Source organism: Mesorhizobium sp. B2-4-6 (assembly GCF_006442775.1).
Lineage (GTDB): Bacteria > Pseudomonadota > Alphaproteobacteria > Rhizobiales > Rhizobiaceae > Mesorhizobium.
The window spans coordinates 1-19,813 of record NZ_VFVI01000021.1; the positions used below are offsets into that span (position 1 = coordinate 1).

Consider the following 19,813-nt stretch of genomic DNA (forward strand, 5'->3'; position numbering starts at 1 on the left):
GGAAGCTCCTGGTCGTCCTCAACGCCATCATGCGCGATAAAACCGCATTCGCGTGAACACAGTTGCCATGCCGTGACGTCGAGGCGTTGCAGCGGTTACAGAATTCCGCTCCGTTGTACTATATGACCCGCGTCACGGCATGGATTCTCGGGTCAAGCCCGAGAATGACGACATGTGGCCGTTGGCCCAATCTCCCCTTCCGGCCAGTCCCTCAACAAACCGCTTCAAACCTCGCGACCTCGGCGCTACGGTCCGTCTCATGGCCCCTTCCGTCAGCCCGACCATCGCCAACCGCCGCGACCAGATGTTTCCCGTGCTCACCGACGCGGATATCGAGCGCATGCGCCGGTTCGGCGAGGCGCGCACTTACGCGGCCGGCGAGCATATGGTTGAGGCCGGCACGGTGTCGCCCGGGGTGATCCTCATCCTGTCGGGCAAGGTCGACATCACCCAGGCCGGCGGGATCGGGCCGCGCGAGCCGATCATCAGCTACGGTGCCGGCAACTTCGTCGGCGAGCTGGCACAGTTGTCGAACCGGCCGTCGCTGGTCAATGCAGAGGCGAAGGGACCGGTCGAGGCCATCGTCATCCCCTCGCAGCGGCTGCGCGACTTGATGGTGCAGGAGGCCAATCTCGGCGAGCGCGTCATGCGGGCGCTGATCCTGCGCCGGGTCGGCCTGCTCGAAAGCGGCGCCAGCGGGCCGGTCGTCATCGGCCCGCCCGGCAATGGCGACGTGCTCCGGCTCGAAGGGTTCCTGCGGCGCAGCGGACTTCCCCATCGTGCTCTCGATTCCGACACCGACCCTTGCGCGAAAACGCTGATCGAGCGGTTCCATATCGATCCGCATCACCTGCCGATCGTGCTCTGCCCGAACGGCAAGCTGATGCACAATCCGGGCGAAACCGAGCTCGCCCGCTGCGTCGGCATGCTGCTGCCGATCGATGCCGAGAAGGTCTATGACGTGGCCATCGTCGGCGCCGGACCGGCGGGGCTGGCGGCGGCGGTCTATGCCGCCTCCGAAGGGCTGTCGACCATCGTGCTCGATTGCCGCGCCTTCGGCGGACAGGCGGGCGCTTCGGCGCGGATCGAAAACTATCTCGGCTTCCCGACCGGAATCACCGGCATGGCGCTGATGGCGCGCGCCTATAACCAGGCGCAGAAATTCGGCGTCGAGATGGTCATCCCCGACGAGGCGAAGCTGCTCGACGACGCCAGCGACGGCGCCCGCTACAGGCTTGCCATCGGCGACGGCGAGAGCGTGCGCTCACGCGCCGTGGTGATCGCCAGCGGCGCGCGCTACCGCCGCCTCGATATCGCCAACCTGGCGCAGTTCGAGGGGGCCTCGGTGCATTACTGGGCCTCGCCGATCGAGGCCAGGCTTTGCCGCGACCAGGAGGTGGCGCTGGTCGGTGCCGGCAATTCGGCAGGACAGGCGGCCGTCTACCTGGCGAGCCAGGTGCGCAAGGTGACGCTCCTGGCGCGCCGCGACGGCCTCGACGCCACCATGTCGCGCTATCTCGTCGAGCGCATCGCGGCGCAGCCCAACATCGAGGTGCTGACCGAGACCGAGGTCGCGGCGCTGGAGGGCCATGACGGCAATCTCGAAGCGCTGCGCTGGCGCAACCGGGCGAGCGGCGAAGAGACGACGCGCCCGATCCGCCACCTCTTCCTGTTCATCGGCGCCGACCCGAACACCGACTGGCTGGCGAATTGCAACGTGGCGCTGGATGCCAAGGGTTTCGTGCGCACCGGACCGGAGACGACACCCGGGCATGGGCTGATGGAAACCAGCCGAAGCGGCGTGTTCGCCATCGGCGACGTGCGCTGCGGCTCGACCAAGCGGGTCGCCGCCGCCGTCGGCGAAGGCGCACAGGTGGTCGCGGCATTGCATGCCTATCTGGCGCGGAACGGCGAATTGGCGAGGAGAGCGTGATGGATGAATGCCGGCATACGAAGGACATCAAAAAGGTCACGCCGAGCGCGCTGGGCTGCGAGGAATGCCTGAAGAGCGGCTCCTGGTGGGTGCATCTGAGGCTCTGCCGGACCTGCGGTCATGTCGGCTGCTGCGACGACTCGCCCAACCGCCACGCGACAAAGCATTTCCATGCCACGCAGCATCCGATCATCGAAGGCTACGACCCGCCGGAAGGCTGGGGCTGGTGCTTCGTCGACGAGGTTTTTGTCGACCTCGAGGGCGATACGACGCCGCAGAACGGGCCGATCCCGAAGTTTGTTTGAGGGTGCGCTTTCAGCGCACCGAACCCGTCACCGTCTGATCGATGGCGTCGGGCACGGATTTGCGATCGTTGCCGGCGAAGATGCCGATGAGGAGCAGGCTGAGCACGACCGGCACAAACAGGATGGCGACGCGCGCCTGCACGTAGAAGATGGCGCGCCATTCATTTCGCTTTTCGTCGTTCATCATGCTCGCTCTGTGGTGCCTCCCGGAAAGGGGACATAGAGAGGAAGCGTTAAACATCTCCTTCCGATTCGGTTAATGCGGGACGATCTGCTGGAATCGCGGGGGGTAGCGCTGGCCCCCGCTCCGTCTCGGCGCTACGCGCCGAGCCACCTCTCCCCCGCCTTTGGCGGGGGAGAGGTGGCCAAGCTTGCGAAGGGTCGCGGCTTCGGCATGCGTTGGAGATTGGCTGAAACGCCCATCGCGATCGTCATCCACGGGCGGAGCGGGAGCGAAGCGGACGCGCAGACCCGAGGATCCATTCCGTGACTTCCGAGCGCCGCAGCGGTGCAGGCTTCTGCTACGCTGCAGTCCACGGCTCAGGTCACGGAATGGATTCCAGGGTCTGCGCGACGCCGCTTCGCGGCTGCTCCGCCCTGGAATGACGAGGCTGAGAGCTTCAGCTAGCTCGGTTCACCGTTTCACGGAAACGATGAACCGCTCTATCTCTTTGTTTCTACGCAATTCCGGACGGAAAACCGCTCACACTTTGCCTGGAATTGCTCTAATGCCCAGCGCTTGCGCCAATTCCTCTGTCGAGAAAACCAACACTCAAACGGCTTTCAGCGCAAACAACCGGCCACCGGCCGGCACGACGTCGTCGATACCGGCAAGCCGCAGGCAATGCCAGGCCATGGCGTGATTGGAGGAGGTGACGGGAATGCCGATGCGCCGTTCCAGATCGGCGACCGCCTCGGCGACGCGCAGGCTGGTGCAGGAGATGAAGATCGCTTCCACCCCCGGCACTTGCGCCATCCGTTCGGCCGCCGCCTCGATCGAGGCGAGCGAGATGCGGGCCGCCTCGCGGTCGTCGCGGCGGTCGAAGGTGGCGACGGCCGCGATGTCGAGGCCGCGCCCCGTGAAATAGCGGACCAAGCCCTGGTTGATCTCGGGCGCATAGGGCGTCAGCAGGCCGATGCCCTTGGCGCCCAAAGCCTTGAAGGCGGCCAAGGCGCCGGTGACCGGCGTGGTGCAGGCGACGCCCGGCCGCGCCTTCCTGATCTCGGCGAAGACGGCTTCCTCGCCGAGCGTCATCGTGGCCGAGGTGCAACCGAAGCCGACGACGTCGAGCGGGATGCTGGGCAGGATAAGGTCGACGGTGGGCGCGATGCGCGGGCCCATGGCGCGCAGCGTTTCCGGCGTGATGTCATTGTCGTTGAACAGGCGCGCCTCGTAGAAGGCGACGCCCGGAATGCGCACCAGCGCGCGAAACTCGTGCTCCAGCGTCTGGTCGGTGGCGAGGATCGCCAGGCCGATCGCCGCGCGCGAGGCGAGGCCGCCGTCGATCTCCGATGGCAGCACGCCCAGATCGACTGGCATGGGACCGACAGGCCCCGAAGCGGCAAGCGGCGCGGGGGCGAGATTGGCGGACATGGCGTTCCCTTTCTTGTCGGAGCGGGATCGATCCCGCTCTCAGTTCAAAAGTCCATCCATCGAAATGGCCGGCTTGCGGCCGGCGATCAGGTCGGCGGTGATGCGGGCCGAGCCATGCGACATGGTCCAGCCGATATGGCCGTGCCCGGTGTTGAGATAGAGGTTGCGCAGGCGCCGCTGGCCGAATTCGGGCAAATTGTTGGGGGTCATGGGCCGCAGGCCCGCCCACATCTCGGCGCGGTCGTAGTCGGCGCCTTCCGGATAAAGCTCCTCGGTCACGCCCTTCATGAAGGCGAAATCGGCCGGCTTGTGGCTGGTGTCGTAGCCGGCGAACTCCGCCGTGGCGGTGACGCGCAGCCGGTCGCCGAAGCGCGACACGGCGACCAGATTGTGCTCATCGATGGCGGCGATGGTCGGTGGCGCCGGCCGGTTGCCGACCGGAATGGTCAGCGAATAGCCCTTGACCGGATAGATCGGCAGGCTGATGCCGACGGTCCTGGCGATCAGCGGGCTGTAGGAGCCGAGCGCCAGCACATAGGCGTCGCCCTTGACCGTCCCCTTGTCCGTCCTCACCTGCGCGACGCCGTCGCCGGATGTCTCGATGCCGGTGATGGTCGTGCCGGTGCGGATCTCGCCGCCGCGCTCGACGACCTTGGCGGCAAGCGCGCGGGTGAACTTCGCCGGGTCGCCGGTCTCGTCGGTCGGGCAATGGATGCCGCCGGCGATTTTTTCCCTGGCAGAAGCCAACGACGGATCGAGCGCGACGATGGCGTCGCGATCGAGCACCTTGATCAGCTGGCCGTCGGATTCGAGCAGCCGCATATGCTCGACGCCTTTGTCGAGCGCCTGCCGGCTGCGATAGAAATAGAGGATGCCGCGATCGTTGCGGTCGTATTCGATCGCCTCGTCGGCGACGACCTCTTGCAGGACCGATTGCGAATAGACCGCCAGCCGATGCTTGAGCAGCGTGTTGCGCTTGGCCTTTTCAGCCGTGCATTCCATCAGGAACAGCCATGACCAGCTGTAGAGCCGGGGATCGGCCGAAAGCTTGAAGCGCAGCGCCTGGTCCTTCATCACCAGCGACTTCAACAGGATCATCGGCGCCTTGGGCGAGGACCAGACGAAGGAATGCCCCGGCGCGATCATGCCGGCATTGCCCCAGCTCGTCTCGGCGGCGACCTGAGGCTGGCGCTCGAGGATGACCACCTCGTGCCCGTCCTTCTGCAGCTGATAGGCGGTGGTGACGCCGACCACGCCCCCACCCAACACGATCACGCGCATGACGCCTCCGGAGATCGCAAAGTGGGGGCAGTTTAGAGTTTGGATTGCGGTCTGCAATGGCACACATACAGAGATGTCGGCGGGACAGCGCCCCCCTCGTGGCAGAACGATCGCAAATAGCGCTTCGTCATTCTAGGGCGGAGCAAGGAGCGAAGCGACGCGCGCAGACCCTAGAATCCATGCCGTGACATTGGCCATAGAATGCAACGGTCCAGAATAGCGGGTGGTAATGGCGCCAGCTAAGATCGCCACATGACAGGCTACGTCTACATGACCGCGAGCCAGAAAGGCGGCACGATCTATATCGGCGTCACCAATGATCTTGCTCGTCGGATGCCCGAGCACAAGACCGGCCAAGGCTCCAGCTTCACCAGCCGTTACGGTGTGCAGCGTCTGGTCTGGTACGAGGAGTATTTCGACATCACCGACGCCATCCGGCGTGAGACGTCATTGAAGCGCTGGCCACGGCGATGGAAGATCGAACTTATCGAGAAGACCAATCCGGAATGGTTCGAGCTCTTTCGCGGGATTGGCTGGTGAATGTTCTGGACCGTGGCGGCTCAACCGTCACGGCATGGATTCTAGGGTCTGCGCGCGTCGCTTCGCTCCTTGCTCCGCCCTAGAATGACGAAGGACAGGTTGGCGGGACAGAGAGAGGCGCGAAGGAACACCACGATGACGTGGTATCTACGAGTTCTCAGCTCTGTAACGCCTGCTCCAGATCCGCGATCAGGTCATCGCCGTCCTCGATCCCGCAGGACAGCCGCACCAGCGAATCCGTGATGCCGATGGCGCCGCGTTTCTCCGCCGGGATCGAGCCGTGCGTCATCAGCGCCGGGTGCTCGATCAGGCTTTCGACGCCGCCCAGGCTTTCGGCGAGCGTGAAGAGCTGCGTGCGTTCGAGGAAACGTTTGGTCCCCGCCAGGTCGCGGTCGAGGTCGACCGAGATCATGCCGCCGAAGGCGTGCATCTGCTGGACGGCGATGGAATGCTGCGGGTGACTGGCGAGGCCGGGATAGATGACCCGGCGGACATCTTTTCGCGTTTCCAGCCATTGCGCTATTTTCAGGCCGTTGGCCGAGTGACGCTCCATCCTGAGCGCCAGGGTCTTGATGCCGCGCAAAGCGAGAAAGCTGTCGAACGGGCCGGAGATGGCGCCGATGGCGTTCTGCAGGAATTTCAGCTGGTCGGCGAGATCCTTGTTGTCGCCGACGACCGCCACGCCGCCGACCATGTCGGAATGGCCGTTGAGATATTTCGTCGTCGAATGCACGACGATGTCGATGCCGAGCTCCAGCGGGCGCTGGATATAGGGGCTGCAGAAGGTGTTGTCGGCGACGGTGAGCAGCCCCTTGCGCCGGCCGAGTGCCGCGATCGCTTCGAGGTCGACGATGCGCAACAGCGGGTTGGTCGGCGTCTCGACCCAGAGCAGTTTTGTATCCGGGCGGATCGCGGCCTCGACGGCGGCAAGGTCGGTGCAATCGGCAAAACTCACCTCAAGGCCGGCGGAGCGCTTGCGCACCCGCTCCATCAGGCGGAACGAGCCGCCATAGATGTCGTCGGTGGCGACGATATGGGCGCCGGAATCGAGGAGCTCGAGCACCGTGCCGATCGCCGCCAGGCCGGAGGCGAAGGCGAAGGCGGCCGAGCCGCTTTCGAGGTCGGCCACGGCACGCTCGAAGGCAAAGCGCGTCGGGTTCTGGCTGCGGGCATACTCAAAACCCTTGTGCACGCCGGGCGACTGCTGGCCGTAGGTGGAGGTGGCGTAGATCGGCACCATCACCGCGCCGGTCAGCGGATCATGGCTCTGGCCGCCATGAATGGTGCGGGTGGAAAAGGCCAGGCGGTTCTTGCCGGTCGACGTCATTTTGCGCGGCGCCTCAAATGGTTGATCAGGTCGATACGGGTTATCAGGCCGATGAACTCTTCGCCATCGAAGACGATGGCGACCTCGTTGCGGTCGAAGACCGGCAGCAGCGCATCGAGCGTCTGGCTGGCCTGCAGCGTGTGCAGGTTGGACGTCATGGCCGAGCGGACCGGGCCATTGAAACGGTCCCAGCGGCCGTCATAGGGGCCGTCGACCTTGGCCAGGATGTCGCTCTCGTCGACGATGCCGACCAGCCTGCCCTCGTCCAGCACCGGCAGCTGCGAGACGTCGGAGCGGCGCATGCGGCCATAAGCGTTGAGTAGGGTTTCTTCCGGGCCAACGGTCACAATGTCGCCGGTGCGCGGCGAGCGCATGACCAGGTCGCGCAAATCGCCATGCTGTTCCTGGTCGGCAAGGCCCTGCTCGGCCAGCCAGATGTCGTCGAAGACCTTCGACAGGTATTTGTTGCCGCTGTCGCAGACCAAGGTGACGACGCGCTTCGGCACCGTCTGCTCGCGGCAATAGCGAAGGGCGGCCGACAACAGCGTGCCCGACGACGAGCCGGCCAAGATGCCTTCGCGCGACAACAGATCGCGCACCGCCAGCATGCTCTGCTTGTCGGGAATGGAATAGGCCTTTCTCACCAGCGACAGATCGGCATTGGGCGGCACGAAATCCTCGCCGATGCCTTCGACCGTCCAGCTTCCGGCCTCTTCCATCTTGCCGGTCTTGATCAGCGGCGCCAGCACCGAGCCGACCGGATCGGCGAGCACCATCTCGGTCTTCGGCGAATGTTTCGCGAAATAGCGGCCGAGGCCGGTCAGCGTGCCGCCGGAGCCGACGCCGACGACCACCGCGTCGAGATCGCCTTCGAGCTGCGAAAAGATTTCCGGTCCGGTCGTCGTCTCATGCGCCAGCGGATTGGCGGGATTGGCGAACTGGTTGGCATAGAAGGCGCCGGGCAGTTCGGCGGCGATCTTCTCGGCCATGTCCTGGTAATATTCGGGATGGCCCTTGCCGACGTCGGAGCGGGTCATGCGCACCTCGGCGCCCAAAGCACGCAGATGCTGGATCTTTTCGCGCGACATCTTGTCGGGCACGACGAGGACGATGCGGTAGCCCTTGGGGATGCCGACCTGGGCAAGGCCGAGGCCGGTGTTGCCGGCGGTCGCTTCGACGATCGTCCCGCCCCGCTTCAGCGCGCCCGATTTCTCGGCCGCCGCGATCATCGACAGCGCGATGCGGTCCTTGATCGAGCCGCCGGGATTCTGGCTTTCGAGCTTGATGAACAGCCGGCACTTGCCGGTGTCGAACTTGGTCAGCTCGACGACCGGCGTCTGGCCGATCAGGTCGAGCACCGAGGCGTAAGGCGGGCGGAGTCTCGACAGCTCGGTGTGCGCGCCGCCGGGCGCCGGTTGTCTCTGCTCGCTCATCTCAGATGCTCCATGGAAGCAGTTCGGCGGGTGTTCGCAATCTTGCGCATCCTTGTTGGATCATGATCTTTTCCAAAAACCGGTTCCCACTTTTTGGGATCATGCTCTAGCCGCCGGAATCCATTCCGGTTTCGCGGATCGCGAGGTGTCTTTTCAAGCCCTTTTCGTCTGGAAAGAAGATAGATCATGCCAATCCGGCGGCGAGTGGGGGAATGGAATTTCAGCTGTGGGCGCTCTATCGCCTCTCCTGTTGAACTTGGCGGGACAGCGCCCCCTCTGTCCTGCCGGACATCTCCCCCACTTGGGGGGAGATCAGCAGCTCCGCCCGCAGCGTCTTCTTCTGCAATGTCGGCGATTGGCGACAGCCGGGGCGACAGCCAATCTCCCCCTTTGCGGGGGAGATGGCCGGCAGGCCAGAGGGGGGCGCCGTAGAGCGCCGACCTCGGCAGAAATTCACCCCAGCAGCTGCTTACTCAGCTTCGCGCATTGCACGCGGATGTCGGGGATGGCGTCGATTTCGAAGAAGGTGCCGCGCGTCAGCGGGCCGACGGCGAGCAGCTTCGACGACACCGTGCCGTCGGCCGCGATCAGCTCGCATTTGGCGGTGACATCGAGGCCGAGGCGCAGCGGATCGGGCCGTGCCAGGCCGCGCTCGACCAGCGAGCGCACGACGCCGTTCGACGTCCTCGAAATGTCGCGGGCGATGCCCATGCAGTCATAGATGCGGGCGACGTCCAGGGTCTCGACATCCTGCCTCCCGCGCGGCTGGATTTTCACGGCGAAGCCACCGTTCGCCTCGACGTTCACGACCCTTCCGGCGACGAGGCGGATGCGGCCGGACCTGACCGCCCCGGTGACGCGCGCGTAGACTTCCGGCGCCATGCGGTGGCGGTGGATATCCCACCAGGCCTTGGTGTGCTCGACGAAGCGGCGTTTGGCCGAGGACGGCCAGTTCTGCCAGATCGTCTGGTTGAACGGCCTCAGGCCATCGACGACGTCGCGCCAGTCGCCGCCGGCCTTCTGGATCTCGCGGATCAGATTGCGGAACCAGCCGACGAAATAGGAGAGCTCCGTGCCGAGCGGAATGTCGGCGATATCGAGCTTGATCGGATTGCCCTTGCGGTGCGGCGACGGCAGCAGCCCGCGCCGCGACACCGCGACGATGGCGCCGCGATGGCCGCGCTGTTCCAGCGAGAGAAACGCGTCGACCATGCTCAGGCCGGTGCCGAGCAGCAGCACCTGGGCTTGCGGATCAAGCGTGGTGTCGGCCTCCGTCCCCATGCGGACGGCGTGGCCCTGGAAGGCGCCGGGCTGCTCGTCGTGGCCGGTGGCCAGGACGGCAAGATGCGCGACGACGCTGGTGCCGTTGGCAAGCGCGACCTCGACGCCGGCGGGCGTCGGCGCGATCGACAGGCTCTCCTCGCGGATCAGCCTGAGCCGGCGGGTGTCGCGCTCGCGCTCCACGAGGCCGTCGAGCAATTCCTGCAGATAGCGGGCATAGAGGCTGCGCGGCGCATAGAACGGCCCTTGGTCCGGCTTGGCGAGGCCGCGTTCCAGCACCCAGCGCGCGAAATGCGTCGGGTCGTCGGCATAGCCGCTCATGCCGGAGGCGTTGACGTTGAGCACATGCGCCGAAAGCAGCGTCGAATAGGCCATGCCCTGGCCGAAATGCGGCCGCTTCTCGATCAGCGTGACGCGCAGGTCCGGATTTGGCGATTTCAAAAGATGCGCGGCCAGCACGACGCCGCTGGCGCCGCCGCCGACAATGATGATGGAATTGGCGCGTCCAACCATGACTGCTGGCCGAAACGGAGCGATCAGCGCGCGGCGAGCGCCGCGGGCGGCCTCGGCCGCAAGCCACGAACGATCACCGGAACGGTCTTTTGAAGATCGCGCATCGTTCTCTCACTCCCAATGTTGATAAGATTACTATACTAACCGAGCCGGGCACGAAACAAGAGTTCCAATTGCCGCGCCATTTGAGGCATGGATTTCCCCGGGTGGTGTGACGGGCGGATTTTTCGTTCGGCCTGAGAATGGCGGCCTACGTTCCTTGGTCATTCCGGGCGAACCGATGCGGAACGGAGCGTAGACCTCAGAATGACGACAGAAGAGACGCTCAGCCAACGCGCAAGGGTGCTGCTTGCCGGCTAACGCGACCGCCTGCCGCCGCGCGACGAGAGCTTCTACCGGGCCTGGCGGTACTGGTCGCAATGATCGGGTCGCAGACTAACCTTTTCGCCAACCGTCTCCGCGCGGCCGGCAAGGTCAGATGCGCGAGCGGTTCGCCCAGCGCAGCCCGACCACGCCGGCCAGCATGGTGACGAGGCCGATATAGAGCCATTGCGTCTGGCCGGTCATGAAGCTGCCCTTGACGAGGCCAAGACCTTGCAGCGACCACAGCGCACCCAACCCCAGCACAATCAGCGCCAGCACAAACCTGATCAATCGCATAGGCTTGACCCTCTCCGGAAGTCGATCCTGAACGGCAATGGGGACACGACAAAAGACGCAGAGGAACCGAAGCGGTTCCGTTCCTCTGTACTTGAATCCTGATGACCGATGTTGGCCGGAACGATCCGGATATCGGTCCGATATTCATTGAGAATACGCCTTCCCGGTGCCGGAAATATCATGACAAACTGTTTCGCGGCGACTCCAAACGTGTGCTCTCGCCATGGAACCGCCAGATCCATGCCGCATTTCCCGCCTCATTCCGCACATATCGGCGGGGCCTACCTGTAACGGAGCCACTCCCAAAGCATGAAGAAAACCAATCAGACCGCGCTTGTCGCGGTAACGATCGCGGCTGGCCTGATGGCCGGCGCCTCTTCCGCCTCCTCCGCCGCCGCGCAGTGCGGCCGCGCTTCCTGGTATGCGCTGCATTCCAGAACCGCCTCAGGGGAACGCATGAACCCCTCGGCGCTGACCGCCGCCCATCGCTCCTTGCCCTTCGGCACCAAGCTCAGGGTTACCAACAAGAACAACGGCCGCAGCGTCGTCGTGCGCATCAACGATCGCGGTCCGTTCGTGAAGGGACGCATGCTCGATCTCTCCCGCGGCGCCGCCGGCCAGCTGGGCTTCATCGGTTCGGGCCATACCGCCGTCTGCATGGCGCGCGTCTGAGCCCTCCGTTTATCGGACCATGATCCCAATGCGGACCAAGTGGTTCGGGATCATGGCCGGTGTCCGGCATGAGGGGCCGGACACATATCCTTCACATTTCCGCAGCGCACATTGAGCCGGCTCCGCCGTTCGAGCCGGATTCTCAACGCTTTACACCAAAGACGCATTGTTCACGCGACGTGACGTATTGCATCGCAACAATATCTTGTTAACCTCCGCGCGAGACATTCAAGGCTCGGCGCTGTCCGTCGTCCCTTTGGTCATCGGACGGCAGCGGGGTTCGCGATGTTCTACCAGCTCTACGAAATGAACCATGCGGCGCTGCAGCCGGCCCGCCTCTATGCCGACGCGGTGCGGCTCTTCTACTCGAATCCGCTCAATCCGATTTCCCACACTCCCTTCGGCCGATCGGTCGCGGCGACCGCGGAACTGTTCGAGCGGACCACCCGCCGCTACGGCAAGCCGCAATTCGGCCTGGACAAGACGGTGGTCGACTGGAAAAGCGTCGCCGTCGCGGAAAGGACGGTCTGGTCGAAGCCGTTCTGCAACCTGATCCGTTTCGAGCGCGCGCTGCCCGCCGGCCGCAAACCGGACCCCAAGCTTTTGATCGTGGCGCCGATGTCTGGCCATTACGCGACGCTTCTGCGCGGCACGGTCGAGGCGATGCTGCCCCATGCCGACGTGCACATCACCGACTGGGTCGATGCCCGCATGGTACCGGCGGCGCAAGGCAGCTTCGATCTCGACGACTATATCGACTATGTCATCGAGATGTTCCACGCGCTCGGCCCCGACACGCATGTGATGGCCGTGTGCCAGCCTTCGGTGCCGGTGCTGGCGGCGGTGGCGCTGATGGAAAAGCGCGGCGATCCCTTCGTGCCCTCCACCATGACGTTGATGGGCGGCCCGGTCGACACGCGCCGCAACCCGACCGCGGTCAATCTTCTGGCCAAGGAAAAAGGCATCGACTGGTTCCGCGACAATGTCGTGATGCAGGCGCCCTGGCCGGTGCCGGGCTTCGGCCGCATGGTCTATCCGGGCTTCCTGCAGCTTTCGGGCTTCATGAGCATGAATCTCGACCGCCACATCATCGCCCACAAGGATTTCTTCATGCACCTTGTGAAGCATGACGGCGATAGCGCCGAAAAGCACCGCGACTTTTATGACGAATATCTGGCGGTGATGGACCTGACGGCGGAATTCTACCTGCAGACGGTCGACACCGTGTTCGTGCGCCACGCGCTGCCGAAAGGCGAGATGAAGCATCGCGGCGAGCCCGTCGACTGCGCGGCGATCCGCAACGTGGCGCTGCTCACCATCGAGGGCGAGAACGACGACATTTCAGGGCTGGGCCAGACCCAGGCCGCGCATGATCTGTGTGTCAACATTCCCGCCGACAACCATGTCCATTATATGCAGCCGGCCGTCGGCCATTACGGCGTCTTCAATGGCTCGCGCTTCCGCTCCGAGATCGTGCCGCGCATCGCCGACTTCATCTCCAGCTATGGCCGCCGGCAGCGGGTGGCGGTGAAGCCGAAGCTGGTCCGTTCGGCCAAAGGCTGAACGCCGGAGCCCTAGGTCAGCCCTGCCGCCGCCCGGCGGCCGGCCGTGTTGCGCCCACACCTCTGTTGCGAAAGTGCCGCTACGGGATCGTCCAGGTAACCATGCCGTCAAACTGGCCGTCGTCTCTAATTGACACGGACTGTAAATCGCCTTTAACGTTTCGTTAATAAAGAACAGGGCGGCGGGGACAATGACTTCCTCAGCGATGACGCGGATTCTGCGTTTGTGTGCGGTCGCAGGGCTGACGATCTCTGCGCATTGGGCGGTGCCTGCCTGGGCGGCGGGCGCGATGGCCACGGGCGGCCTGACCTCGCAGCCGATCGGCCACTATGATTTCTGCAAATCGCGTCCGAACGAATGCAACATCCGCCCGGCCAATCTCGATCCGGCCAAGTTGACGGACGGCCTGTGGCGCCGGCTGATCAACGTGAGCGCCAAGGTCAACGCCGCCGTCAAGCCGTTGAGCGACCTCGATCACTACGGCAAGGACGAAGTCTGGGCCTATCCGGACGACGGATATGGCGACTGCGAGGACTATGTGCTGGAAAAGCGCCGCCAGCTCTACCGCCTGGGCATGTCGCTGGCCGACCTGTTGATCACCGTCGTGCGCAAGCCCGACGGCGAAGGCCACTCGGTGCTGACGGTGCGCACCGACAAGGGCGACTACGTGCTCGACAACCTGACCGACAAGGTCAAAGCCTGGGACGCGACCGGCTACCGCTTCCTCAAGCGCCAGGCGATCGACAACACCGGACGCTGGGTCTCGATCCGCGACGGCCAGGCGGTGCTGGTCGGCTCGGTGCAGTAAGCGCCAACGGCGCAGACCATAGGATCCGCTCCGTTACCTAAAAGCGTCACCGCGGTGCAAAACGACCTCCGTTCTGCACCGCTTTTACTCTTCGCGCGAGGTCACGGAACGATCCTCGGGTCTACGCGTCCGCTTCGCTCCCACTCCGCCCGTGGATGACGAAGTCTCACAGCTCCATGAACCATTTCCTCCCGGCCGGCGACACACGGCCGTTGACGGAAACCAAACCATGGAGAATTCAAATGACTGCTTTTCTGCGGAACACCCTGCTTGCCGCCGTCGCGGTATCGGCCCTGAGCGGATCGGCTCTGGCGGACGAGACTGTCAAAAGCTGCGCCAAGCGCAACCTCAATGATCTGTGGAACGGCCACTGCTGCGGCGCCGGCGACGCGAGTTGCATGGGCGGGCACGGTCGCGGCGGCGATCACGACAATGGCGCCCGGGGCAGCACCAACGGCGCTGGAGCCGGCAAGTCCTGATCTCACGGCTTCAGATGGAAACCAGCCAAGCACCAGCGGATCGCTACTCCTCCGCTGGTGCGAAAACGCCGGGACTATATTCGCAACCCAAGTGCCGCGCGGATCGATGCGCTGAGGCGGCGCAGTTCCGCTTCATCGAGCCTTTCGATGCTCTCGGACAAAAGGTTGGCCAGCTCGGTGGCCGCCGGCGACAGGCCGGACGTGTCGATCCTGACCCTTGGGTGCGAGCTTTCGGCGAGGCGGGCAAGATCCTCGGCGTCGTCCCAGATGATGTTGAAATAGCCGATGATCTTCTGGATCAGCGTCCAGGTCGGCGCGCCGCGGCGGCCGTGCTCGAGCGCCGACAGATAGGCGGCGCTGACGCCGATAGCCTCGGCCATCGCCTTCTGGCTGACGCCGCGCTCGGCGCGCAGCGCCCTGAGCTTCTCGCCGAACGGGGTCATACCAGGTCCCTCATAGGCGCGTCCGCCGCAGCCGCACATAGAGCGCGCCCGAGCCGCCATGGTTGCGGGCGGCGTGATCGTGGCTGGACACAAGATGCCGGAAGGCCGGCGTCGACAGCCAGGCCGGAACGGCGCGGCGCAAGATGCCGTCGCCGCCGGAGGACGAGCCCTTGCCGGTGATGATCAGCACGTAACGGATGCCGCCGGCATGCGCCCGGTTGAGGAAGGTGAGCAGCAGCGAATAGGCCTCGTCCTGCGTCATGCCGTGCAGGTCGACGCGGCCCTCGATCGGCAGCCGGCCTTTTTTCAGCTTGTGCAGCGTCTGGTCGTCGAGCGCGTGCGAGACATGCTGCGGCTTGGGTTTTGCGGCAGCGGCCGGAACGCCGTTGACCGGAGCGGCGGCCGGCGCCGGTCTCGGCTCGACGATGTCGGGGATCTCGACGGCGGTCTTGCCTTTCAGCGGCCGCGCCGAACGCGCCACCAGGTTCCACAGGATGCGGTCGTCGTCGCTGAGATGATCGTCGCGGCGGCTCATCGGCGCGCTCCATCGAACAGGCCGCGGGGCACCAGCGCGTAGAAGTCGGCTGCGTTGCGAACCACGCCGGCGATCTCGCCGGCGGCGTCGCCCGAGCCGGCGAAGAGGTCGCCGCGGGCCGGGCCGGTGATGGCCGAGCCGGTGTCCTGCGCGATCATCAGCCGCCGGAACGGTTTTTGGTCGAAGGCGGTGAGCGTCGGCGCGTCGATATAGAAGGGCGTGCCGAATGTGTGCAGCAGGCGGTCGACCGCGACCGAGCGCCCGGGCGTCAGCGGCACCTTGGCGGCGGCGATCGGGCCGAGCGCTGCATCGTCGACTTCGGCTTCGCGGAAGAAGATGTAGGAGCGGTTCCGCCACAGGATCTCGTCGACGCGGTCGGGATGCACCTTGAACCAGGCGCGGATCGACTGCATCGTCACTTTTTCGAGCGGGATCTCGCCGAGATCGCTCAACGTCTTGCCGGGGCCGGAAAAGCGCTGGCCGGACTTGGCGGCGTAGGTGACGCGGGCGAGCCTGCCGTCGGTCATCTTCAACCGCGCCGCCCCTTGCACATGGATGAAGAAGGCATCGACCTTTTCGGCGAGCCAGGCGATCTCGAGGTTCTGGCCGGACAGCGCGCCGCGCTCGATCGCGCCGCGGTCGAAATATTCGACGGGAGCAGCATCCGTCCGGCGGGCGAAGGCAAGGTAGGCATCCATGCCGGCCGGCCGGTTGCCGTCGTCGATGTCGATCAGGTCAACGGGGCGGGACAGCAGCGGCACGGTGAACCGCTCGGTCCTGACCGGCGAGGCCTCGACCTCGGGTTCGTAAAAACCGGTGACGAGGCCGGCGCCGCCATTGTCGGGTACGACCAGGGCGGGAACGAAATGCCGTTCGAAGAACGACCGCGCCTCGGACCTGCTCGGCGCCGAAACGGCACGCGCCTCGGCATGGGCCGCTGCAAAAGCATTGAAATCGACGCCGAGCGATCCGGTGCGGTAAGGTTTTATCGGGGCGTTGAAGGCCGAACGGCGGAACGCGGCGAAGGCCGCGGCGTGGTCGTCCCCGCTCCAACCGGCCAGGTCATCGAAGGATTTTTCGCTGAATGCGGGAGAGAGCGGCACGACTGGGGCCCCGCCGCTCGATCTCAATCTTCTTCTTCGGTGGCGACGAGCTTCCAGTTCGGGTCCCGCGAGCGGGTGTCGCGGGCGAAGGTCCAGACATCCTTGACCTCGGCCACGGTTTCCGGGTCGCCGTCGATGACGGCGCCGGCCTTGTCGCGGGTCGCCGAGATCAGCTCGGAGACGATGCGCAGCGTGATATGCGCTTCCGAACCCTTCATCTCGGCGGCGACGATGTCGGCCTTGTCGATGCCGACGAAAGAGGACTGGATCTTCTCGGATTTGGCCTCGCGCTCGCCGATCGCGGCGACGAAACCGTCATAGACTTCGCGCGACAACAGGTTCTTCAGCGTCTTACGGTCGCCATCGGCATAGGCCATGACGATCATTTCGTAAGCCATCTTGGCGCCGTCGACGAAGCCCTTCGGCTCGAAGGACGCATCATTGTCCTTGATGGAGCGCAGGCCCTTGTTGAGATCGGTGTCGGGTTTGGCGAAGGCGTCGATATCGGCATAGGTCTCGGGCGCGGTTTCGCCCGGCGCGCGCTTGCGCGGCAGCGACACCACATTTTCAGGCTTCTGCGCCGCATCGGCCTCGCGCGTGCGGCTCGCCGAATAGGGATCGAAGGGCGGACGCTCGTTTCCGGTGCGACGTCCAAGCACGTTGCGCAGCTGGAAAAAGATCACAACCGCCGCAATCAGGAAGAAAATCGTGCCGAAGTCGAAGAAACCCATATTTTCCGCCAACCGATCCCTGTCCGTGCCGGACCGGCATAACCCCTGGGGGATCGCGGTCGCATAGCGTTCAACACTCAAAGCATATAGAACGGCAGGCGCAATCATTCAAATCAAAGGCAGCCATACCTATCTAAGGGCGCCAAGGCCAGCGGCGATTGTCCGCCGGGCCGCAAAAGAAGAAAGCGATCGGTCGAGACTTGCGCATTTCGTTCATCCCGCTGTTCCTGCTCCTGCTGCCGCTGCTGGAGATCGCCGGCTTCGTCGTTGTCGGCCGCGAGATCGGCGCTTTGGCGACGGTCGGGCTGGTCATCCTGTCCACCGTCGCGGGCAGCCTGTTGCTGCGGCACCAGGGTTTTGGCGTCATGGCGCGGGTGCGGACGGAGATGGATGCCGGGCGCGACCCCAGCCGCCAGCTCGCGCATGGCGCGATGATCGTGCTGGCGGCGGTCCTGCTGATCATCCCGGGCTTCATCACCGACATCTTCGCCATTCTTCTGTTGCTGCCGCCGGTGCGCGACTTCGCCTGGCGCGCGCTCAAGAACCGCATCGTCATGGCGACCAGCTTCAGCAGCGGCTTTTCGGCCCGCCGGCGCGACACTGTCATCGACCTCGACGACACAGACTATTCGCGCGACGATTATCCGAACCGGCCGGACCACAATTCACCCTGGCGGCGGCTGAAGAACGACTAGTCGGATTCAGGCCGGTGGTTCGCATCGGCAGGCAGGATGCCTTGGAGATTGGCCGGAGCGCCCATCGCGATCGTCATTCACGGGCGGAGCAAGGAGCGAAGCGCGCATCCATTCCGTAACTTCCGAGCGTTGCCGCGGTGCAGAATTCTGCTCCGCTGCATTCCACGGCCCAGGTCACGGAATGAATTCCAAAGTCTCCGCGACGCCGCTTCGCCCTGGAATGACGAGGTTGACGAGCTTCAGCCAACCCCCAGCGTTTGCGCTTTCCTGTTCCCCCTGCCGATAAGGGCGGCAAAACTTGTTTTGTCCGGCCGACCATGGTAGCGAACCCGCGATTTCAATCCGGTCAGCAATGCTGCCCAGGCAAAAGGACTTAAAGGCTAATGGCCAGCAACGATGACGCGGCGACCGGCGCCGCCAACGGCAACGGCAACGGCAACGGAGCCCAGAATCAGCCCTCGCTCAATGTGCTTGCGCAATATGTGAAGGACCTGTCCTTCGAGAGCCCCGGCGCGCCGAATTCGCTGCGCGGCCGCGACAAGGCTCCGGGCATCGCCATCAATGTCAACGTCAACGCCAATCCGCTCTCGGACAAGCAGTTCGACGTCAATTTGACGCTGAACGCCAAGGCCTCCTTCGACCAGGAAGTGCTGTTCAATGTCGAGCTGGTCTATGGCGGCGTCTTCGCCATAAACGGCTTCCCGCAGGAGCATATGCTGCCGCTGCTGTTCATCGAATGCCCGCGGCTTTTGTTCCCGTTCGCCCGCCAGATCATCGCCGACGCCACCCGCAATGGCGGCTTCCCGCCGCTGATGCTCGACCCGATCGATTTCGCGCAGATGTTCCAGCAGCGCGTCGCCGAGGATCAGGCGGCGGCGAGCAAGATCCAGGTGAGCTGAAAAGGCGCACCGCCACACCGTATCGAGAGCCCGGCTTCGCGCCGGGCTTTTTTGTTGATCAGGCCCAGCGACCAGTTGCCAACCTTCGCGATTGGCCGTCGCCGCGTCATTCCAGGGCGGAGCAAGGAGCGGAGCGACGCGCGCAGACCCTGGAATCCATGTTACGCCAAGGCATTTGCGGCGATTACAGAATTCTGCACCGCTGCACCTTACGGCCGAGGTCACGGCACGGATACTCGGGTCAAGCCCGAGTATGACGACGTCACGGGGGTTTCGGCCAATTTCCAACGTCGGCGCCAGCGCGCCCGCTCAGCCCGCTGTCGCTACTTTCAGCCACAGCGCCTTTTCACCCAGCGTCGAAACCAGCCCGGCATGCGCCGCACGATCCGCTTCGCTCAACCGCGACGGGAGGACGATCGGCCGGGCGCCGATCGAGATGTCGATGTCGGCCACCTCGCCGGCGCCGTTCATGTGCACCGCCACGGCTTCCAGCACCAGCGCCGCCTGCTTGCCGCCGATCAGCTCGATATAGACCTCGGCCAGCAGTTCGGAGTCGAGCAGCGCGCCGTGCTTGGTGCGGCGGGTGTTGTCGATGCCGTACCGACGGCAGAGCGCATCGAGCGAGTTCGGCCCCATCGGATGCTTGCGGCGCGCAAGCGCCAGCGTGTCGACGATGCGGCCGGGATCGATGGCCGCCTGATCGAGCCGGCTGAACTCGATATTGAGGAAGCCGATATCGAAGGTGGCGTTGTGCGCGATCAGCTTGGCGCCGTCGGTGAAGTCCAGCCATTCCTGCGCGATTTCGGCGAAGGTCGGCTTGCCGACAAGGTCGGCGGCGCTGATGCCATGCACGGCCTGCGCCTCGGCATGGATCGCGCGGCCTTGCGGATTGATGAATTTGTGGAAGGTGCGGCCGGTCGGGAAACGGTTGACCAACTCGACGCCGCCGAGCTCGATGATGCGGTCTTCGCGCAAATCGAGGCCGGTCGTTTCCGTATCGAAGATAATCTCACGCATG

Annotated in this window: 21 protein-coding genes; 9 read left to right on the forward strand and 12 right to left on the reverse strand. The window is 64.6% G+C overall.

Annotated features, from left to right (window positions below; translation table 11 throughout):
• Positions 1-259 precede the first annotated feature (259 nt).
• Positions 260-1,933 carry a cyclic nucleotide-binding domain-containing thioredoxin-disulfide reductase gene (locus FJ957_RS30340; protein ID WP_140836876.1) on the forward strand — a complete coding sequence of 558 codons (1,674 nt, stop codon included), beginning with the start codon at positions 260-262 and terminating at the stop codon, positions 1,931-1,933.
• Positions 1,933-2,238, forward strand: coding sequence for a UBP-type zinc finger domain-containing protein (locus FJ957_RS30345; RefSeq protein WP_140681002.1), 306 nt, complete (start codon positions 1,933-1,935; stop codon positions 2,236-2,238). Before FJ957_RS30340 ends, FJ957_RS30345 begins: the two co-directional genes overlap by 1 nt.
• A 10-nt stretch (positions 2,239-2,248) precedes the next feature.
• On the opposite strand, the gene FJ957_RS30350 is transcribed toward FJ957_RS30345, so the two are convergent.
• The 3 genes from FJ957_RS30350 to FJ957_RS30360 all read right to left on the reverse strand — a co-directional run bounded on the left by FJ957_RS30350 (position 2,249) and on the right by FJ957_RS30360 (position 5,113).
• Positions 2,249-2,425, reverse strand: coding sequence for a hypothetical protein (locus FJ957_RS30350; protein WP_140645956.1), 177 nt, complete (start codon positions 2,423-2,425; stop codon positions 2,249-2,251).
• 585 nt (positions 2,426-3,010) lie between these two features.
• Complete coding sequence (locus FJ957_RS30355) at positions 3,011-3,832, reverse strand: aspartate/glutamate racemase family protein (RefSeq protein WP_140836884.1); 822 nt, start codon at positions 3,830-3,832, stop codon at positions 3,011-3,013.
• 39 nt (positions 3,833-3,871) lie between these two features.
• Entirely contained in the window at positions 3,872-5,113 is a 1,242-nt protein-coding gene (locus tag FJ957_RS30360) for a D-amino acid dehydrogenase (RefSeq protein ID WP_140836891.1), read from the reverse strand.
• Positions 5,114-5,365: 252 nt separating this feature from the next.
• Between FJ957_RS30360 and FJ957_RS30365 the strand changes: the two genes are divergently transcribed.
• Positions 5,366-5,653 carry a GIY-YIG nuclease family protein gene (locus FJ957_RS30365; protein WP_140836898.1) on the forward strand — a complete coding sequence of 96 codons (288 nt, stop codon included), beginning with the start codon at positions 5,366-5,368 and terminating at the stop codon, positions 5,651-5,653.
• 157 nt (positions 5,654-5,810) lie between these two features.
• On the opposite strand, the gene FJ957_RS30370 is transcribed toward FJ957_RS30365, so the two are convergent.
• The 4 genes from FJ957_RS30370 to FJ957_RS30390 all read right to left on the reverse strand — a co-directional run bounded on the left by FJ957_RS30370 (position 5,811) and on the right by FJ957_RS30390 (position 10,867).
• Positions 5,811-6,980: a cystathionine gamma-synthase gene (locus tag FJ957_RS30370; RefSeq protein ID WP_140836905.1), complete on the reverse strand. Its 1,170-nt coding sequence runs from the start codon at positions 6,978-6,980 to the stop codon at positions 5,811-5,813.
• Positions 6,977-8,413 carry a pyridoxal-phosphate dependent enzyme gene (locus FJ957_RS30375; protein ID WP_140836913.1) on the reverse strand — a complete coding sequence of 479 codons (1,437 nt, stop codon included), beginning with the start codon at positions 8,411-8,413 and terminating at the stop codon, positions 6,977-6,979. Before FJ957_RS30375 ends, FJ957_RS30370 begins: the two co-directional genes overlap by 4 nt.
• A 453-nt stretch (positions 8,414-8,866) precedes the next feature.
• On the reverse strand, positions 8,867-10,207 hold the full coding sequence (locus FJ957_RS30385; protein WP_140836927.1) for an FAD/NAD(P)-binding protein: 1,341 nt from the start codon (positions 10,205-10,207) through the stop codon (positions 8,867-8,869).
• Positions 10,208-10,681: 474 nt separating this feature from the next.
• A complete protein-coding gene (locus FJ957_RS30390; protein ID WP_140836935.1) occupies positions 10,682-10,867 on the reverse strand; it encodes a hypothetical protein in 186 nt (61 codons plus the stop codon).
• A 309-nt stretch (positions 10,868-11,176) separates the two neighbouring features.
• Between FJ957_RS30390 and FJ957_RS30395 the strand changes: the two genes are divergently transcribed.
• The 4 genes from FJ957_RS30395 (at position 11,177) to FJ957_RS30410 (ending at position 14,389) form a co-directional block, all read left to right on the forward strand.
• Positions 11,177-11,539 carry a septal ring lytic transglycosylase RlpA family protein gene (locus tag FJ957_RS30395; protein ID WP_095767965.1) on the forward strand — a complete coding sequence of 121 codons (363 nt, stop codon included), beginning with the start codon at positions 11,177-11,179 and terminating at the stop codon, positions 11,537-11,539.
• A gap of 285 nt (positions 11,540-11,824) precedes the next feature.
• Positions 11,825-13,102 carry a polyhydroxyalkanoate depolymerase gene (locus tag FJ957_RS30400; RefSeq protein ID WP_140836942.1) on the forward strand — a complete coding sequence of 426 codons (1,278 nt, stop codon included), beginning with the start codon at positions 11,825-11,827 and terminating at the stop codon, positions 13,100-13,102.
• A gap of 190 nt (positions 13,103-13,292) precedes the next feature.
• A complete protein-coding gene (locus FJ957_RS30405; RefSeq protein WP_140836949.1) occupies positions 13,293-13,910 on the forward strand; it encodes a transglutaminase-like cysteine peptidase in 618 nt (205 codons plus the stop codon).
• A gap of 242 nt (positions 13,911-14,152) precedes the next feature.
• Entirely contained in the window at positions 14,153-14,389 is a 237-nt protein-coding gene (locus FJ957_RS30410; RefSeq protein WP_140836956.1) for a hypothetical protein, read from the forward strand.
• Positions 14,390-14,463: 74 nt separating this feature from the next.
• Here the strand turns inward: FJ957_RS30410 and FJ957_RS30415 are convergent, their stop codons facing one another.
• From FJ957_RS30415 to FJ957_RS30430, 4 genes are read right to left on the reverse strand one after another with little or no spacing between them, the layout of a single operon-like run.
• Positions 14,464-14,832: a helix-turn-helix transcriptional regulator gene (locus FJ957_RS30415; protein ID WP_140836963.1), complete on the reverse strand. Its 369-nt coding sequence runs from the start codon at positions 14,830-14,832 to the stop codon at positions 14,464-14,466.
• Between the two features lie 10 nt (positions 14,833-14,842).
• Complete coding sequence (locus tag FJ957_RS30420; RefSeq protein ID WP_140836969.1) at positions 14,843-15,367, reverse strand: Smr/MutS family protein; 525 nt, start codon at positions 15,365-15,367, stop codon at positions 14,843-14,845.
• Complete coding sequence (locus tag FJ957_RS30425; RefSeq protein WP_140836977.1) at positions 15,364-16,470, reverse strand: murein transglycosylase A; 1,107 nt, start codon at positions 16,468-16,470, stop codon at positions 15,364-15,366. The genes FJ957_RS30420 and FJ957_RS30425 overlap by 4 nt, the downstream gene beginning before the upstream one ends.
• 23 nt (positions 16,471-16,493) lie before the next feature.
• Positions 16,494-17,201 (reverse strand): Tim44/TimA family putative adaptor protein, encoded by a 708-nt coding sequence (locus FJ957_RS30430; RefSeq protein WP_140659563.1) that lies wholly within the window; start codon positions 17,199-17,201, stop codon positions 16,494-16,496.
• Positions 17,202-17,401: 200 nt separating this feature from the next.
• On the opposite strand from FJ957_RS30430, the gene FJ957_RS30435 reads away from it, so the two are divergent.
• Positions 17,402-17,896, forward strand: coding sequence for an FxsA family protein (locus FJ957_RS30435; protein WP_140836984.1), 495 nt, complete (start codon positions 17,402-17,404; stop codon positions 17,894-17,896).
• A 383-nt stretch (positions 17,897-18,279) separates the two neighbouring features.
• Entirely contained in the window at positions 18,280-18,795 is a 516-nt protein-coding gene (gene secB, locus FJ957_RS30440) for a protein-export chaperone SecB (RefSeq protein WP_140783131.1), read from the forward strand.
• 309 nt (positions 18,796-19,104) lie between these two features.
• Here secB and dnaQ read toward each other — a convergent pair whose 3' ends face one another.
• Positions 19,105-19,812, reverse strand: a complete 708-nt coding sequence (gene dnaQ, locus FJ957_RS30445; RefSeq protein ID WP_140836991.1) for a DNA polymerase III subunit epsilon — start codon at positions 19,810-19,812, stop codon at positions 19,105-19,107.
• Position 19,813 lies beyond the last annotated feature (1 nt).

What these genes read in the sequence shown, in the direction of transcription:
- FJ957_RS30340 (WP_140836876.1), top strand. Translation starts at nt 260, where the DNA reads ATGGCCCCTTCCGTCAGCCCGACCATCGCCAACCGCCGCGACCAGATG.
- FJ957_RS30345 (WP_140681002.1), top strand. Translation starts at nt 1,933, where the DNA reads ATGGATGAATGCCGGCATACGAAGGACATCAAAAAGGTCACGCCGAGC.
- FJ957_RS30350 (WP_140645956.1), bottom strand. Translation starts at nt 2,425, where the DNA reads ATGATGAACGACGAAAAGCGAAATGAATGGCGCGCCATCTTCTACGTG.
- FJ957_RS30355 (WP_140836884.1), bottom strand. Translation starts at nt 3,832, where the DNA reads ATGTCCGCCAATCTCGCCCCCGCGCCGCTTGCCGCTTCGGGGCCTGTC.
- FJ957_RS30360 (WP_140836891.1), bottom strand. Translation starts at nt 5,113, where the DNA reads ATGCGCGTGATCGTGTTGGGTGGGGGCGTGGTCGGCGTCACCACCGCC.
- FJ957_RS30365 (WP_140836898.1), top strand. Translation starts at nt 5,366, where the DNA reads ATGACAGGCTACGTCTACATGACCGCGAGCCAGAAAGGCGGCACGATC.
- FJ957_RS30370 (WP_140836905.1), bottom strand. Translation starts at nt 6,980, where the DNA reads ATGACGTCGACCGGCAAGAACCGCCTGGCCTTTTCCACCCGCACCATT.
- FJ957_RS30375 (WP_140836913.1), bottom strand. Translation starts at nt 8,413, where the DNA reads ATGAGCGAGCAGAGACAACCGGCGCCCGGCGGCGCGCACACCGAGCTG.
- FJ957_RS30385 (WP_140836927.1), bottom strand. Translation starts at nt 10,207, where the DNA reads ATGGTTGGACGCGCCAATTCCATCATCATTGTCGGCGGCGGCGCCAGC.
- FJ957_RS30390 (WP_140836935.1), bottom strand. Translation starts at nt 10,867, where the DNA reads ATGCGATTGATCAGGTTTGTGCTGGCGCTGATTGTGCTGGGGTTGGGT.
- FJ957_RS30395 (WP_095767965.1), top strand. Translation starts at nt 11,177, where the DNA reads ATGAAGAAAACCAATCAGACCGCGCTTGTCGCGGTAACGATCGCGGCT.
- FJ957_RS30400 (WP_140836942.1), top strand. Translation starts at nt 11,825, where the DNA reads ATGTTCTACCAGCTCTACGAAATGAACCATGCGGCGCTGCAGCCGGCC.
- FJ957_RS30405 (WP_140836949.1), top strand. Translation starts at nt 13,293, where the DNA reads ATGACTTCCTCAGCGATGACGCGGATTCTGCGTTTGTGTGCGGTCGCA.
- FJ957_RS30410 (WP_140836956.1), top strand. Translation starts at nt 14,153, where the DNA reads ATGACTGCTTTTCTGCGGAACACCCTGCTTGCCGCCGTCGCGGTATCG.
- FJ957_RS30415 (WP_140836963.1), bottom strand. Translation starts at nt 14,832, where the DNA reads ATGACCCCGTTCGGCGAGAAGCTCAGGGCGCTGCGCGCCGAGCGCGGC.
- FJ957_RS30420 (WP_140836969.1), bottom strand. Translation starts at nt 15,367, where the DNA reads ATGAGCCGCCGCGACGATCATCTCAGCGACGACGACCGCATCCTGTGG.
- FJ957_RS30430 (WP_140659563.1), bottom strand. Translation starts at nt 17,201, where the DNA reads ATGGGTTTCTTCGACTTCGGCACGATTTTCTTCCTGATTGCGGCGGTT.
- secB (WP_140783131.1), top strand. Translation starts at nt 18,280, where the DNA reads ATGGCCAGCAACGATGACGCGGCGACCGGCGCCGCCAACGGCAACGGC.
- dnaQ (WP_140836991.1), bottom strand. Translation starts at nt 19,812, where the DNA reads ATGCGTGAGATTATCTTCGATACGGAAACGACCGGCCTCGATTTGCGC.